Source organism: Shewanella frigidimarina NCIMB 400 (assembly GCF_000014705.1).
Classification (GTDB): Bacteria; Pseudomonadota; Gammaproteobacteria; order Enterobacterales; family Shewanellaceae; genus Shewanella; species Shewanella frigidimarina.
In genome coordinates this window covers 111,987-127,751 of the sequence record NC_008345.1, presented here as the reverse complement: position 1 = coordinate 127,751, position 15,765 = coordinate 111,987, and the positions used below count along the sequence as shown (strand labels likewise).

Here is a 15,765-nt window from a genome sequence, read left to right as displayed (position 1 = left end):
TTATTTATTCCTTAACGTCAGCGTACTGGTAACGCTTTCTTCGCTACTATTCATGGCACCACCTTCGAGGAGGTAGTCTTTGCTAACAAGCTCTTTAAATGTATCTATTTGGCCGTACGTTTTTGCTGTGACTTGCATTCGTAACTCATTACGATTGGCTTCGTAACGCAAAGTATTCGGTTTAAGTTCTGGCACCTTACTAAACGCTGGCTTTAAACCATCTAACATTTCAAAAAATACTGCACCGCCACCTTGGCCTTGCATGCTGCGTAATTCACTGCCCATTTGTGAGCGCATATTAACAATACGGTTTACACCCGGTACAGCTTGTTTAAAAATCATTTCGCTTTGAGCTTGCAGCTCTGTGGTCTGATTATTCAGTTGATGGATGGCGATGCCTTTATTTGCTAAGGCTAAAACAATCGCAATCATCACTACAATCGCCGCGTTTTTCCAGGTGAGTAACTGTTTACTGTATTCATGCTTAGGTTTATAAATGCCACTTAGTAAATTGATTGGGGCGTTCAAAATGCCTTTTGCTAGTACCATCATCGGTAAATCTAGTGGCTTGTTATTAATATCCACACCTTCAAATACAATATCGTCACTGTAGCTTGCAACACTAATCGATTCATTATCATTAGGTTTTGCAGCTATTAATAGCTTTGGCAGTGCAAATGCAGACCATGCTTTAGGCATGCTAACACCGCTACCTTCAGACGTTCGGATTAAATACTCGCTACCAACACTCATTGCTGCCCAACGACATTGCTCTAACGGCAACGCTAAACAATCTGGCACGATACGTTTTACTTTTAAGCCTGCATGATGAAGCCATTCAAGCCAAATTTGCATTTGCTCATGTGCCACTGCAGCTACATTGAGCTGCTCACCTTCACGAGGCCCAACAACAAAATGCATATTGTCTACATTCGTCGCTAATGATTCCTCTAACATGTATGGCAACGCCTTTAATGCTTGGCGTTGACCTTTTTCGGGCAACATAATTTGTGTCAATGTCATGTTGGCCGCAGGCACAAGTACATCAACAGGACGATTACCCGCACGCTCAGCTAAAGTGCTGAGACTGGCGGCATCAGATAATTCACCAGAAGCGATGATCTCTTGCTCTTGTTCTGACCATACAAGCCACGAACATGGGTGTTCTGATGATTTTCCTAACCGGATAAATAGCCGTTCAGACACTGTTTATTCTCCACCGATCTCAATACGTATTGTTACGCAATGAATTTGTTATTATTGTTGGCCACCATACTGACGGGTGAGCACATCTAAATCTTTACCATTACGCTTCAGGACACTTTCCATTCGAAATATTGCTGTATCGACTTTGGCGCCAGCTTTCAATAAAAAGTACTGGCTATCAACCACAAAACTCGACTTTACATTCGCTTCGGATTTTATGCCACTAAGTGACGATCCTTCCCAAAACTCTTCAATCTTTTCATATCCATCTGCTGGACGATTGTTAATAATATTTTCAGCCTCGCTGACTGATATTTTATTTTCTAGCATTGCTGCCAGTAAAGCAGCTTGCTCGACCTTAATGGTATTTACATTTAATAATTGGCTGTCTTCACCAGGTATTGCACATACATAAGGTAAAAGATTCAGGTAAACATCTTGGCTGAATCCTAACACTGCACGTAACTCACTGCGATGCTGCATTAAGGTATTGGCTGCACGATATGGCACATTACGCGATTCATATTCGGCATCTTCAGCACCATATGGGCCAGATAACGTGTCTTCATCGATATAATCTTTAAGGGTTGACGTTAATTGCTCTGCGCCAAACTCATCAACCCCTAAGCTGATCAGTAACGATTGAAACTGTATGGCTGCAACGGTCATTTCGGGCTGCCCATTTTTGGTTTTTTCCGATGCCTGACCGACTGCATTAACATTAAAGCATGCCCGCATATCTTGTATTTCACCGACAATTTCACCGTATTCAGCAGGAAATGCCACATTGGCCAAGGCCCAATACTGTTGTAAATGTACCGTTCCCTCTGAATCTTCAAAATCTTGCTTGAGCACTTTCATCGCCAGCTCTTCAGCAGAAAGGGCATACCAATAAGCCTGATCGTATTGTGCTAGATTAAGCGTTCGGCGCATTGACAGCTGATTACGACTACTAATGTTGGTGGCGATAATCACCACCATAGCAACAATTAGCATCACTACTATTAATGCAACCCCGCGTTGCTTTTGGCCGCCCATTATGAGGATTTCCCATCATTGGCTGCGATATCATTTTCATCTTTACTATTTGAACCGTTACGATTGTTACCACTATCGTTGTCAGACTTAGTTGCTGGTGCACCTTTAGGCAGTAAAAAACGACGCTGAATTTTACCCAAACCTTCTAATTCTATTTCCATCGCAATCCCTTTTGGCATCACGGTTCCATCAACTTGCTTCTGCCATTTATCATCCATATAAAACGAATACTCAATTGACAGCACATGGTCAATAACCACGCTTTTTAATGGCTCAGCACCTGATACAGGTTCAGGATAAGGATAATACCAACGCTCAAGGCGGCCATTTTGAACCACATAAGCAACCGATTGCAGACTTCCTCTAGGTAACATGCCATCGGGGTTTAACCAGCCCAAACGGTAAAATACCAGTGCTTCGGTTTCTGAGTCGAGAATATTATCGCCAGCCTGAAAAAAACGGCTGCCACGATCACCTTCAAATAATCTAGGGCTACGCGCCACCATTTGGCCCAAATCACGCTCTAACGCACCAAAACCTTGCTGTAATGACTTAAGCCGAGTAGCAAACTCTTTGGTCACTTCATCATTTTTCATTACCGTCGACAATACTGAGTTTGCCGCGATACCCAGCATGGCAAAAATCGCAATCGCGATAAGCATTTCGAGTAAGGTAAAGCCGCTAAAATGCCTAGGCTTTGTTATGGACATAACTGCTTACCTGAGCCACTACGCGTTTAAATTTGTCGTCGTCACTGACGCTAATACGGATCATTCTAAATTTATCATCGGTGGTTTTAATCACTTCTTGGCGCCAATACCATTCACGACCTGCGAGCTCTGACTGACCCGTTTTTTGGCCTATATCAGGAAAGGTACCAGGTAAACGCACGTCGACCATTTGATTACTGGCTACCCATTGCGCTAACGTTCGTTCTTCTAAAATGGGCATGTTCGCCATTTGTTCGCCCAAACTTTTGGTAACCGATACCGCTGCAATGGAAAACACCGCTAAAGCAACGATAACTTCAAGTAAAGTCATACCACGATTCTTACCGCGTAAGCTTTTAATATCTGAGCTGTTAACTTTCCAGTATTGAGGGCGTCGATATGATGTGAGTTTATTCATCTACACGCCCTAATGTTAAGCGACCTAACGCATCACCCACAACCAGCACATTGACTGGCTGACGGTCATCATTGATCGTATTAAAACCCAGTTCAAAGGGAGTCATCTCTCCGCTGGGAAACAATAAAATTTGCGGTTCAGGATGTTTCTTTTTATCTTCTTCGCTCTCTTCGTCGATAAAAGGCTCATCAAACCAAGACTCATTTTGCTCGTCTTCTTGAACTAATGGCATGCCATCGATCACAATATCTAAGGTAATACCGGTATCCATTTTTTTGGCCGATAATAGCCGGTCTTGATCAACAGGCATCCATTTACCTTCTTTATAAAACACAAACTGATATTGATCTTCGTCAATCACAATGCCAATAAACTGACCGCTTAAGACACTTTCATCAAGTACCATCTCAGTTGCAGTCATAAAACGTTGCGCCTGTTTTTTGAGCATTTGTTCCGGCCCAGCAACACTAATAGACATGGTTACCGCAGAGGCAACCAAACCCATTAGCAATGCCACAATTAACACCTCTAATAAAGTGAAACCGGCTTGACGATGATGAATCATCTTATTGGAAATCTTGTAAATTCCAGCTTCCGATATCGTCTTCAGAACCTGGTTGTCCATCTGGTCCTGCGCTGAAGATGTCAATTTTGCCATTTTCACCAGGGCTTAATAATAAATAGTCACTGCGCCATGGATCTTGTGGTAAACGTTTAACATACCCACCTTCACGGAAATTACGCGGCTCTGGTGACGAGGTAGGTTTTTGCACCAACGCATCGAGACCTTGTTCTGTGGTTGGATAAATACTGTTATCTAACTTATACATATCCAATGCATTTTCTAATGCCACAATATCTGATACCGCTTTTTGTTGATCGGCTTTATCTTTGTTACCCATCAGATTGGGCACAACCATTGACGCTAAAATACCTAAAATAACAATCACCACCATTACTTCGAGTAAGGTGAAACCACGTTGTTTATTATTATGTTGCATTAATTACTTCCTCTAAAAATTGTCTATATATTCGTGCGTAAAATTAAGTATTAATCTTGGTATACGGTTATCCCACCAAGATACACAACTTCAAAACTAGCCGCTGATTAAGTTATTTAACTCTAAAATAGGCTGTAAAATGGCCATTACAATAAATAATACAACCGATGCCATACTCACGACTAGCATAGGTTCAAATACTCCCAATGCAATATTAACGTTCGACTCGAACTCTCGGTCTTGGTTGTCTGCTGCACGTTCTAACATGTTTTCAAGCTGGCCACTTTTTTCACCCGATGCAATCATATACAACATCATTGCAGGGAATAGCTTAGTATTAGTCAACGCCGTGCCTAAACTAGTTCCCTCACGGACTCGCGCCGTAGCCTCATCAACAGCAGCGCGCACCTTAACATTTTGCAAAACTTCGCTGGCAATTCGCATCCCATCAAGTAATGGGACCGAGCTGGCTGACAAAATACTTAATGTTCGCGCAAATCGGGCGGTATTAAGCCCTTTACTGACTTTGCCAATTACGGGCATTTGCAAAAGAGCTGTATCATATTTCATCCGCATAATCGGATTGGTAAGCAGCCGCTGGAACATCACCATAGCAGCAAAAATAAGCAGTACGACCACAACCCCCCAATGTTGTACAAAATCTGAGGCAAGAATCAAAAACTGAGTTGTGCCAGGTAATTCTTGGCCCATGTGCTCAAACTGCCCAACAACCTTTGGCACCACAGCAGCCAATAACACGGCAATAACACCAATAGCGACCACGGTTAATACAATAGGGTAAATCATTGCTTGAGTAAGCTTGGATTTGAGTTGCTGACGACGCTCTGTGTAATCGGCAAGTCGATTAAGCACTACTTCTAAATGGCCTGATTTCTCACCCGACGCTACCATCGCGCGGTATAAATCATCAAATACATGCGGAAATTCGGCCATTGAGTCAGCTAAGCTGTAACCTTCAACCACCCGAGAACGCACCGCCATAATCATGCTACCTAAGCGATCTTTCTCAGACTGCTGCCCCACGGCTTTTAACGCTTCTTCAATCGGTAAGCCTGCGGCCACTAATGTTGCGATTTGGCGTGTGATCAATGCCAGTTCGGCAACAGAAATACGCTTTTTAAATAGGTTTGCTAAATTAAAACCGCCACGCTGTGAACGTGCTTCTTTTTCACTAACAGGCTGAAGTTCCAGCGGCATAAGGCGCTGCTCACGCAGCTGGCTTCTTGCATGTCGCGCGGTATCAGCTTCGATCACACCTTTTTGTTGCTTGCCTTTGCTATCAAGGGCTTTGTATTCAAACGCCGCCATTGATTACTCCTCGCGTGTAACGCGTAATACTTCTTCTAGCGTTGTCACACCAGCGAGTACTTTACTCATGCCGTCATGGCGAATACTTGGAATCGATTTACGCACATATTTTTCAATGGCTAATTCGCCCCTGCCGCCATGAATTAACTCACGGACATTATCATCAACGATAAGTAACTCATGAATACCCGTTCGACCACGATAACCATTTTGACCACAGGCCTTACAACCTTTTGCGCGGTAAATGATACGAGTGTCGTTTGCAGTAATACCCAGTAACTCGCGTTCACGCTCATCAGGCTCATGTGCTTCTTTACACTGTGGGCATAATGTTCGAATTAAGCGTTGTGCAAGCACGCCAAGCAAACTTGATGACACTAAAAAGGGTTCTACGCCCATATCTTGTAGACGGGTAATTGCCCCAGATGCGGTATTGGTATGCAAGGTTGAAATAACTAAGTGACCAGTTAAAGATGCTTGAACTGCAATTTGCGCCGTTTCTAAATCACGAATTTCACCAATCATGACTACATCGGGATCTTGACGTAAAATTGCGCGTAATCCTCGAGCAAAAGTCATGTCGACTTTAGTGTTTACCTGAGTTTGTCCAACGCCCTCTAACTCATACTCAATAGGATCTTCAACGGTTAAAATATTGGTATCTTTAGAATTTATTTCCGTTAACCCAGCGTACAAAGTGGTACTTTTACCAGAACCAGTAGGCCCGGTAACAAGAATAATGCCGTGTGGCTTACGAATTAACTCATCGAATTTTTCACGAATGCCTGGTGTCATACCCAGTTGTTGTAAGTCTAAGTTGCCGGTATTTTTGTCCAATAAACGCATTACCACACGCTCACCATGACTTGATGGCATAGTTGATACCCGCACATCGACAGCACGACCCGCAATACGCAACGAAATACGGCCATCTTGTGGCAGACGTTTTTCGGCAATGTCTAAACGTGCCATAACTTTAATACGCGACACTAACAAAGACGACAATTTACGATTTGGCTTTAATACTTCTTTCAACACGCCATCAATACGGAAACGAACAACGAGTTGTTTCTCATAGGTTTCGACGTGAATGTCTGAGGCTTCTTCTTTAATTGCTTCTGATAACAGCGCATTAATTAATTTAATAATCGGCGCATCATCGTCGCCCTCAAGCAAGTCTTCTGTTTGTGGCAGTTCCTCAGCTAGAGTAAACAAGTCCATTTCATTACCAATATCTTCCATAAGCTGTTGCGCTTCTGAAGAGTTGGCTTGGTACGCCAGGGTCAATTTAGCTTCAAACTTAGCCACTTCTAGTTTAATTAACGGTAACTCAACACCCGCGTAGCGCCGTACCTCTAGCATGGCGCTAAGTGGTGTGTTATCGGTATAGAAAAGACAAAGCTGATCGTTTTCTTTCGCTAACACTAATTGAAAGCGGTGCGAAAAAGCAAACGGCAAGCGCTCTTTACTCGTCGAATGAAAAACTTCATCACCTTCAACAACTTCCATGGCAACTTCACTAGATACTTGGGCTAATGGTTCTGTCATCACGCTATCAGTCATTGTTTTGAGCCTTGTCCTTTTGCATGCTTTCATCGATAGTGCGCAAGGCAGGGTCTGAATCACGTATATCGGTGCTCAGCCCTTTGCCGCTTTTATAGCGATCAAGCATGTCATTCACTTCATCTGGCAAGTAGGCCTCTTGATCCCATTCTTCAAGAACTGGGACTTGAGTATTTGGCATTAAATTAATACCACGAGCTTGTTGTTCCAGTTGTAATGCTCTGAAATAATTATATTTACGACCAGCAATCCCTTCCATTGTCATACCGTCACGGATAATGGTGGGCTTAATAAAAATCATTAAATTCTTTTTCGTTTTCTTACTAGAAGAAGACTTGAATAAATGACCTATAAAAGGAATATCGCCAAGAATTGGGACTTTTTGAATACTTTCTTGTACTTCTTCGTTAATTAATCCACCCAGCACCACAATTTGGCCTGAATCTGCCATAACCGTGGTCGTTAAACGACGAGTAGAGAAACTGATGTCGACACCAGTGTTACCATTAACACCCGACACTTCTTGTTCAATAGTTAATTTAACCGATGAACCTTCGTTGATTTGCGGTACCACTTTGAGCTTAACTCCGACTTCCTTACGTTCTACCGTTTGGAATGGATTATCATTGTTAGAACTTGAGGTTGAACCGGTAATAATCGGCACTTCATCACCGACAATAAACGAGGCTTCTTGGTTATCTAGTGTGGTAATAGACGGTGTTGCTAGTACGTTTGAATTTGTATCACTCGACACAGCTTGGATTAACGCCGCAAAGTTACCTGTGGTCACGCCCCACGCCATACCATTCACTTTACCCAATGCTTGCGCGATTAAAGTGTAATCCCCATCAGAGGTTGGATTGGTGGTGGTAGTAGAGCCGCCATCTGAATTGCCTACTGTTACTGTAGTGCCATCAGTTTCGCGTGCAGACCACACACCGGCACCGACTTCACCAATGGTTGGGCCAATGTTGTTAAACTGCGTTAAGCCACCCGCTTCGCTGCCCCATTGCACTCCAAAACCAACATTATCGCCTTCAGCGATTTCAACAATAATGGCTTCAACGAGCACTTGAGCACGGCGAATATCAAGCTGATTAATGACGCTTTCAATGGTACGCAGTTGATCTGGTTCAGCACTAATCACCAGTGAGTTAGTGTCGCTGTGGGCCATAATATTGATATCACTACGACGCTTACTTGAGTTGCCTTGCTGAGTACTGGCACCCTCTTTATTATCTTGTAAGTTTTGTGCAAACCCAGTTAATACTTCAACTAAGTCTTCTGCTTTGGCGTAACGTAAATAACGTACCTTGGTGTTACCCGTACTAGCCTGTTCAGCATCGAGGCGTTTAATGAGTTCGATTACACGTTGACGACTTTTTTCATCGCCACTGACAATAACCGCATTCATGCGCTCATCAGCCACCACTTTAGGCGCTTGGCCTGGCAGCTGTGATTGGTTAGCACTTGAGCGATATAAGGTATCGACTATGCGAACAATTTCCCCTGCAGAGGCGTAATCTAAAGCCACGACTTGTACGTCGGTGTCGCCTTGCTTATCAACTCGGCGAACAATCTCTACCAACTTGTTCACTACCGCTGCACGACCAGAAATCATTAACACGTTTGATTGATCATAGTTAACAACGTTACCGCCACCAGCATTATCATTCAACTGGCGAAGTAAGGGAGCAAGTTGTTTAGCTTCAGAATTGTATAAAGGAACAATTCGGGTGACCATTTCATCACCAACACCAGGCGACTTGTCATCGGCGACACGAATAGAAGCCATTTTGGCGTCTTTGTCTTTAATGACTTTAATGACGTGGTTTTCCATTTCAACCACTGCATAACCATACACTTGAAGTACGTTAAGGAAGAATTGGTAATATTGATCATCATTAAGTAAATCGTAACTACGGACATTAATTTTGCCACGTACTGTTGGATCTACAATAATGGTTTTATTGAGGTTTTTACCGACAATATTAATAAATTCTTGAATGTCAGTGCCTTTAAAATTGGCGGCATATTGTTCCGACCAAGCACTCGGTGCCGCTATCATTGCAGCGCCCATAAGCATTCCAGCAATAATGTTATGTCGGATCCCTTTATTATTCATTCTACTCAATCCTCTAACGCCAAATTATTCTGGCAAACTAAACATGATTTCGACCAACTGCCCTTCACGCTCAACCATGACAGCCATTTCGGTGAGCTCAGGCAGTTGTGCCATCACTTCTAATGCCTGACCCATATCGGTCAGATCAAATCCATTTATTGATTTTGCTAAATCATTAGCTTGAAAACCCGCTTGCTTAAACAACGCGACATCTTTACCAGGATTTAAACGGTAACCCGCTAATTCATCACCATTACGTACCGGTGAAATAGCTAAAAAGTCTGTAATTTTACTTGGGTCTGCTAACAACTCATCACGAGAATTAGACAAATCTTCAGAAAAACGTTGATTATCGCGACGATCAACTCGGGTTACCTGTTGACCTACTTTTGCTTGTTGCAACTGGGAGTTAGCTTCGCTTTGGGTAGTATATTTAAGGCCATCCAGCATTAAAGTTTCATAACGACCACTATTACTAATAATAATACGGTCGGCATAAACCTCTTTTAAAGAAGCTGAAGTCCCTTTAATTTTATCGCCTAAGCTATAGGTTTCTTGTTGCCCACTTGATTCAATAACCGCTAAACCTTGGGCTTCTTCGGTAGACGCAACAACCCCTGTCAATTGGATAGACAAGTTTGTTTTAGGCGCATCGGTGATTTGCTCTACGACTTCAGCTTTGGGTTTATTGCTATTATTGTCTAAGCGACCAAAAAGCAATAGGTTACGTACACCGGCAAGCTCAATACGCTTTGCAGTGCCTGCTGATATGGGGGATGGTTGCCACACCGCAGACTGCGATGATACTGGCATCAACTTCCATGTGATCTGTGCAGCGAGTAGCAACACAATGACCAAGCCAAGCCAAAATACAATCATACTCAATAGCTTATGTGGTATTTTTGCAGCGTTGGTGATCAGTTTATCTAATAAATCCATATGTTATTGGACCCTCTATACGACTTGGTACAGGTCTCTGTTCTAATTGTTAATAAAATGCGAAAATATATGTGTAGCGGTCATGCTAACCCACACAGGATAAAGCAACAACCCCAGAGCATATCGATTGGCGAATCTCCATCAAATATGCTAACTTTGCGCCCATAAAAAGAGCCATAATATTGCCCTCTATTACGATAATACACACATTGTATGGCAGTTAGGTTACTCAGTCTGTGAAATCATCCCTGTTTTGGAGGTCATGTGACTCAAAATCAGCCCGAAAAAAGCTTTATTCGGCTCGATAAATGGTTATGGGCGGCACGATTTTATAAAACCCGCGCTATCGCAAAAGACATGATCAATGGCGGTAAAGTACATTACAACGGTCAACGGACTAAATCCAGTAAGAATGCTGAAGCTGGTGCAAAAATCCGTCTTCGCCAAGGTAATGATGATAAAGAGATTATTGTCCTCCAATTATCTGGCCATAGACAAAGTGCTAATGTGGCGCAAACCCTATACGAAGAAACACCTGAGAGTATTAGCAAACGGATTATAAACGCTGAAGCCCGACGGCTAAATATTTTGAACAATCCGGCACCAGACCATAAACCGGATAAAAAACAAAGACGACAGATTATGCGCTTTAAAGATTACTAGGCGCCCAAAAAGTAAGAGAATACAAATGAACAACGATATTTTACATCGCTACATTTTTGATAATGCCGATGTGCGAGGCGAGATAGTCCAATTAGAAAGCAGTTACCAAGAAGTGCTTTCTGCACATATTTATCCGGTTGCATTACAAGCTCTAATCGGTGAGTTATTGGCCGCAACATCATTGCTTACCGCGACGATCAAGTTCAGTGGTGACATTAGCGTACAGTTACAGGGCGATGGTCCGGTTTCTTTAGCGGTAATTAATGGTAACAATAAGCAAGTATTACGTGGTGTTGCACGTTGGAACGGCGATATTGCTGCCGATGCAAGCTTGCAACAAATGTTCGGTAAAGGCTACATGGTCATTACGTTAACTCCAGATGAGGGTGAGCGTTATCAAGGCATTGTGTCATTAGACCACGTAAACTTAGCTGCTTGCTTAGAAGAGTATTTTAATCAATCAGAGCAGTTACCTACCCAAATACAGTTATTTGCTAACGGCAAACAAGCTGCAGGAATGTTGTTGCAAGTATTGCCAGCAAAATCTGGTAATAATGACGACTTTGAACATCTCTCAGCATTGACCTCGACCATTAAAGCAGAAGAGTTATTCACTCTTGATGCTGAACAAGTATTACATCGCTTGTATCATCAAGAAGAAGTACGCTTATTTGATCCTGTTGATGTTACATTCAAATGTAGCTGTTCTCGTGATCGCAGTGCTGCAGCAATCAAAACGTTACCCCAAACTGAAGTTGAAGAGATTCTAGCTGAAGAAGGGAAAATTGAGATGGATTGTGAGTATTGCACAGCAAAGTACTCTTTTGATGCGATAGATATTGCAGCGTTATATTCTGGTAGTCATAGCAGCCAGTCACAACAGTAACCAATATCGTTACCGACAACGTAACAACTTACAAAAAAAGCGCTTAACGCGCTTTTTTTACGTCTTAACCGTCTAAACAAAACATCAAACAGCAAAAACTTTCAAAAAAATTACCAAACTGTTCGTTACCGCGGCATTAACTTGCGTTACAATCCCCCACATTAGCTTATAGCCATCGCGCAAAAATAATAACAAGCTAAGTTTGAACACCTAACCCCCAATAGCAGTTCACAGCGAAACACGACCTAAAAGACATGGAGATCAACACTATGGCGGATGTATCTAACCGCGTTCACCTCAACCCTACGACTGCACAGCTAGTAGAAATCGCGCTTCTTCGTGGAGAAGGTCAACTGACCGCAAATGGTGCCTTAGTGGCCAAGACAGGAGAAAGAACGGGTCGTTCACCTAATGACCGATTTATCGTCAAAGAGGCAAATACAGAAGCCGACATTGAATGGGGCAAAGTAAACCGCCCGTTTGATGCAGGCAAATTTGATGCATTATGGGGCCGGGTAGAAGCCTACCTTGCAGACAAAGAGTTGTTTACATCTGAACTCGAAGTTGGTGCTGATGATGAACATTATATTCCTGTACGTGTAACCACTGAGTTCGCATGGCATCAATTGTTTGCACGTAATTTATTTATCGCTCCAGAAACCTTTAATCGTGGTAACAAAGACACCTGGCAAATCATCAATGCGCCAGGGTTCGTATGTGAACCTCAACGTGATGGTACAAACTCTGAAGCCGCTGTTATTCTCAACTTTGCCGAGCGAAAAGTACTGCTTGCTGGGTTGAAATATGCAGGTGAAATGAAGAAGTCGATGTTCTCGGTACAGAACTTCTTATTACCCGCTAAAGGTGTGCTACCCATGCATTGTTCGGCTAACGTCGGCCACGATGGTGATACCACATTATTCTTCGGCCTATCGGGTACCGGTAAAACCACGCTTTCAGCTGATCCAAAACGTTTCTTGATCGGTGATGATGAGCACGGCTGGGCACCCGGTGGCGTATTTAATATCGAAGGCGGTTGCTATGCAAAATGTATCGACCTGAGCCAAAAAAATGAACCTGTGATTTGGGATGCAATTCGTTTCGGTACCGTACTCGAAAACGTGGTGCTTGATGAACAGCGAGTGCCTGATTATAAAGATACTAGCCTGACCGAAAATAGCCGTGCAGCTTATCCTTTAGAGCACATTGCTCAACGTAAAGAAGATAACCGTGGTGCAGAACCTCATGCTGTGGTTTTCTTAACTTGTGATGTATCAGGTGTATTACCGCCAGTATCGGTATTAAGCAAAGAACAAGCTGCATATCACTTCTTATCAGGTTACACCGCGAAGGTAGGCTCTACAGAAATGGGTTCTACGTCTGCAATTCAGTCAACCTTCTCGACGTGTTTTGGTGCACCATTCTTCCCACGTCCAGCTGGAGTGTATGCAGAGCTGTTGATGAAACGCATTGAGTCGTTTGGCAGCCAAGTTTACCTTGTTAACACTGGCTGGACCGGTGGTCCACATGGTGTAGGTAAACGTTTTGATATCCCGACAACTCGCGCCATTGTGGATGCTATTGTCAGTGGTGAGCTAAAAGATGTTGAAACCGTTTATATCGATAAACTGAACTTAAACGTACCTGTTAGTGTATCGGGTGTTGATACCGCTTTGTTAAACCCAGTCAACACTTGGGCAGATAAAGCTGAGTATGACAAATATGCACAGCAGCTAGCACAAGAGTTCAGTGATAACTTTGCAAAATATAAAGTGTCTGAAGCCATTAAAAATGCTGGCCCTAACGTATAAACAAGCTCCTCATTATTCGCAACGCTTTATTTAATGCGATGTAATTTAAAAATCCCAACTTCGGTTGGGATTTTTTATCTGCACAAAACCAGTTTATTTATAAGGGTAAAAGCAACTGAAACTGTTGATAGGCAGTGTTATGATGCCATTATCGTATTTCGACACAATCACCATTCACAGGGATATTCATGCGCCGCTTTTTGCTTGCTAGTTTAATGGTTAGTCCGTTACTTATCTGTTCCACTTTCACCTATGCTAACAATGCTGTGCCTACTGCCACTCAGGTACCAACAGAGCAAATAACGCATCTCGAAAACGACAGCATACTGCCACCCATTCACCCTTGGTCAGGCGCCAGTGAAACGTTACTGTTAAGTGCAGATCAGCCATGGGCAACCCCTTTTGAGCAACAAGGTTATGTTTCCAGCCCAAACTATCACGACACCATGGAATGGTTAGACAAACTCGTCGACAGTAGCGACGTGTTACAAAAAGTCAGCATTGGTAAAAGCCCCCAAGGACGAGATATATGGATGATTGTTGCGTCACAAGATGGGGTGTCAACGGCGCAAGCATTAAGTGATAACGGTAAAGCAACGGTATTAGTGCAAGCAGGTATTCATTCAGGTGAAATTGACGGTAAAGATGCAGGCATGATGCTACTACGTGATATCAGCCATCGTAACAAACGCGATTTACTTGAAAACGTTAATTTACTGTTTATTCCTATCTTCAGTGTCGATGCCCATGAACGTAGCAGCAAATTCAATCGGGTCAATCAACGTGGACCGGTCAATATGGGCTGGCGCACCACGGCCAACAATCTAAATTTAAACCGTGATTATGCTAAAGCTGATGCATTGGAAATGCAGCACCTCATTCAAGCGATAAATATATGGCAGCCAGACTTATATATTGATATCCATGTGACCGATGGTATTGACTACCAATACGATGTCACCTTTGGCTACAACGTTGCACAAGGCTATAGCCCAAGTATTTTTACATGGTTAGAGTCTATTTACCGCCCCGCGGTTGAACATGCATTAACCGAACAAGGCCACATTCCGGGCCAGTTGGTATTTGCTAACGATAATACTGACATGACTAAAGGCCTGTCATTGTGGAACCCTAGCCCACGCTTTTCCAATGGTTACGGTGATGCTCGCCATTTACCGACGATCCTAATTGAAAACCATAGCCTTAAACCTTATAAGCAACGCGTTCTAGGTACTTACATTACACTCGAGCAAACCCTTAAAACGGTGGCAAAAAATAGCACCAAGCTAAAGTCTGCGATTAATGAAGACAAATATCGTAACCCAAGCGAGTTAACCATTAGTTGGCAAAATGAAACCTTAGCTGAAGGAAAAGACTTTAAAGGGATTGATTACCGTGTTGAGCAAAGCCCAATCAGTGGTGACAAAGTTGTACGCTGGACTGGAGAGCCTAAGTTATATGAAAACTTACCAATTGTGGCTAATACAAAAGCTGATATCACGGTAACTCGTCCTGTGGCTTATTATATTCCACCACAATGGACAAACGTTATTGAACGTTTATCTTTACATGGTATTCGAATGACACGACTGAATAAGCCAGCCTCGATAACCGCGCAGCAATATCAATTTAGCGATCCATTATTCTCAAGTGCTGATTATGAAGGTCATCAAACGGTAACGGCAACAACGGCTATTCATAAAATAAACGCCTACCTTCCTGCAGGTAGCATGCGTATTCCAACCGACCAGCCTTTGGGTGACTTAGCAATGCTATTACTTGAACCTCAAGCTGAGGATTCATTGTTTTATTGGGGCATGTTTAATACCATTTTCACCCGTACAGAATACATTGAAGACTATGCAGTGGAACCTTTAGCGGCAAAAATGTTACTCGACAATCCAGCTCTACAAGCTGAGTTTGATCAAGCGCTTAAAGACCCTGATTTTGCGAAAGATAGCCAAGCAAGATTACGCTGGTTTTACCAACGTAGCCCATACTACGACAACGAATACATGAAGTACCCTGTGTTGCGAGCATCTAAATAAGCTTCAACGCTATATAAACGATGAAATT

At 42.8% G+C, this 15,765-nt stretch carries 14 protein-coding genes; 4 read left to right on the top strand and 10 right to left on the bottom strand.

All coding sequences use genetic code 11. The features are described 5' to 3' along the window. The 10 genes from gspL to gspC form a co-directional block, all read right to left on the bottom strand. Entirely contained in the window at nt 1-1,206 is a 1,206-nt protein-coding gene (gene gspL, locus SFRI_RS00580; protein WP_011635605.1) for a type II secretion system protein GspL, read from the bottom strand. 51 nt (nt 1,207-1,257) lie between these two features. Further along, the gene (gene gspK, locus SFRI_RS00575) at nt 1,258-2,244 is read right to left on the bottom strand and encodes a type II secretion system minor pseudopilin GspK (protein WP_011635604.1); all 987 of its coding nucleotides are present in this window, start codon (nt 2,242-2,244) and stop codon (nt 1,258-1,260) included. Beyond that, nucleotides 2,244-2,954: a type II secretion system minor pseudopilin GspJ gene (gene gspJ, locus SFRI_RS00570; RefSeq protein ID WP_011635603.1), complete on the bottom strand. Its 711-nt coding sequence runs from the start codon at nt 2,952-2,954 to the stop codon at nt 2,244-2,246. Before gspJ ends, gspK begins: the two co-directional genes overlap by 1 nt. Next, entirely contained in the window at nt 2,935-3,372 is a 438-nt protein-coding gene (gene gspI, locus SFRI_RS00565; RefSeq protein ID WP_011635602.1) for a type II secretion system minor pseudopilin GspI, read from the bottom strand. Before gspI ends, gspJ begins: the two co-directional genes overlap by 20 nt. Continuing rightward, nucleotides 3,365-3,937 carry a type II secretion system minor pseudopilin GspH gene (gene gspH / locus SFRI_RS00560; RefSeq protein ID WP_011635601.1) on the bottom strand — a complete coding sequence of 191 codons (573 nt, stop codon included), beginning with the start codon at nt 3,935-3,937 and terminating at the stop codon, nt 3,365-3,367. The genes gspI and gspH overlap by 8 nt, the downstream gene beginning before the upstream one ends. Before the next feature lies 1 nt (nt 3,938). Continuing rightward, nucleotides 3,939-4,373, bottom strand: a complete 435-nt coding sequence (gene gspG, locus SFRI_RS00555) for a type II secretion system major pseudopilin GspG (RefSeq protein WP_011635600.1) — start codon at nt 4,371-4,373, stop codon at nt 3,939-3,941. A gap of 96 nt (nt 4,374-4,469) precedes the next feature. Further along, entirely contained in the window at nt 4,470-5,702 is a 1,233-nt protein-coding gene (gene gspF / locus SFRI_RS00550; protein ID WP_011635599.1) for a type II secretion system inner membrane protein GspF, read from the bottom strand. A 3-nt stretch (nt 5,703-5,705) separates the two neighbouring features. After that, entirely contained in the window at nt 5,706-7,250 is a 1,545-nt protein-coding gene (gene gspE / locus SFRI_RS00545; protein WP_011635598.1) for a type II secretion system ATPase GspE, read from the bottom strand. 7 nt (nt 7,251-7,257) lie between these two features. Further along, nucleotides 7,258-9,390: a type II secretion system secretin GspD gene (gene gspD / locus SFRI_RS00540; RefSeq protein WP_011635597.1), complete on the bottom strand. Its 2,133-nt coding sequence runs from the start codon at nt 9,388-9,390 to the stop codon at nt 7,258-7,260. A gap of 24 nt (nt 9,391-9,414) precedes the next feature. Next, nucleotides 9,415-10,329 (bottom strand): type II secretion system protein GspC, encoded by a 915-nt coding sequence (gene gspC, locus SFRI_RS00535; protein WP_011635596.1) that lies wholly within the window; start codon nt 10,327-10,329, stop codon nt 9,415-9,417. Nucleotides 10,330-10,593: 264 nt separating this feature from the next. On the opposite strand from gspC, the gene hslR reads away from it, so the two are divergent. The 4 genes from hslR to SFRI_RS00515 all read left to right on the top strand — a co-directional run bounded on the left by hslR (nt 10,594) and on the right by SFRI_RS00515 (nt 15,737). Next, nucleotides 10,594-10,992 carry a ribosome-associated heat shock protein Hsp15 gene (hslR, locus tag SFRI_RS00530; RefSeq protein WP_011635595.1) on the top strand — a complete coding sequence of 133 codons (399 nt, stop codon included), beginning with the start codon at nt 10,594-10,596 and terminating at the stop codon, nt 10,990-10,992. A gap of 25 nt (nt 10,993-11,017) precedes the next feature. After that, the gene (hslO, locus tag SFRI_RS00525) at nt 11,018-11,878 is read left to right on the top strand and encodes an Hsp33 family molecular chaperone HslO (RefSeq protein ID WP_011635594.1); all 861 of its coding nucleotides are present in this window, start codon (nt 11,018-11,020) and stop codon (nt 11,876-11,878) included. Nucleotides 11,879-12,132: 254 nt separating this feature from the next. After that, nucleotides 12,133-13,689, top strand: coding sequence for a phosphoenolpyruvate carboxykinase (locus SFRI_RS00520; RefSeq protein ID WP_081430111.1), 1,557 nt, complete (start codon nt 12,133-12,135; stop codon nt 13,687-13,689). A gap of 188 nt (nt 13,690-13,877) precedes the next feature. Beyond that, entirely contained in the window at nt 13,878-15,737 is a 1,860-nt protein-coding gene (locus tag SFRI_RS00515; RefSeq protein ID WP_011635592.1) for a M14 family metallopeptidase, read from the top strand. Nucleotides 15,738-15,765 lie beyond the last annotated feature (28 nt).

Excerpts from the sequence above, each read along its gene's own strand:
- gspE (WP_011635598.1), bottom strand. The coding sequence starts at position 7,250 with ATGACAGAACCATTAGCCCAAGTATCTAGTGAAGTTGCCATGGAAGTT.
- gspJ (WP_011635603.1), bottom strand. The coding sequence starts at position 2,954 with ATGTCCATAACAAAGCCTAGGCATTTTAGCGGCTTTACCTTACTCGAA.
- gspF (WP_011635599.1), bottom strand. The coding sequence starts at position 5,702 with ATGGCGGCGTTTGAATACAAAGCCCTTGATAGCAAAGGCAAGCAACAA.
- hslO (WP_011635594.1), top strand. The coding sequence starts at position 11,018 with ATGAACAACGATATTTTACATCGCTACATTTTTGATAATGCCGATGTG.
- gspK (WP_011635604.1), bottom strand. The coding sequence starts at position 2,244 with ATGGGCGGCCAAAAGCAACGCGGGGTTGCATTAATAGTAGTGATGCTA.
- gspH (WP_011635601.1), bottom strand. The coding sequence starts at position 3,937 with ATGATTCATCATCGTCAAGCCGGTTTCACTTTATTAGAGGTGTTAATT.
- gspG (WP_011635600.1), bottom strand. The coding sequence starts at position 4,373 with ATGCAACATAATAATAAACAACGTGGTTTCACCTTACTCGAAGTAATG.
- SFRI_RS00515 (WP_011635592.1), top strand. The coding sequence starts at position 13,878 with ATGCGCCGCTTTTTGCTTGCTAGTTTAATGGTTAGTCCGTTACTTATC.
- gspI (WP_011635602.1), bottom strand. The coding sequence starts at position 3,372 with ATGAATAAACTCACATCATATCGACGCCCTCAATACTGGAAAGTTAAC.
- SFRI_RS00520 (WP_081430111.1), top strand. The coding sequence starts at position 12,133 with ATGGAGATCAACACTATGGCGGATGTATCTAACCGCGTTCACCTCAAC.
- gspC (WP_011635596.1), bottom strand. The coding sequence starts at position 10,329 with ATGGATTTATTAGATAAACTGATCACCAACGCTGCAAAAATACCACAT.
- gspD (WP_011635597.1), bottom strand. The coding sequence starts at position 9,390 with ATGAATAATAAAGGGATCCGACATAACATTATTGCTGGAATGCTTATG.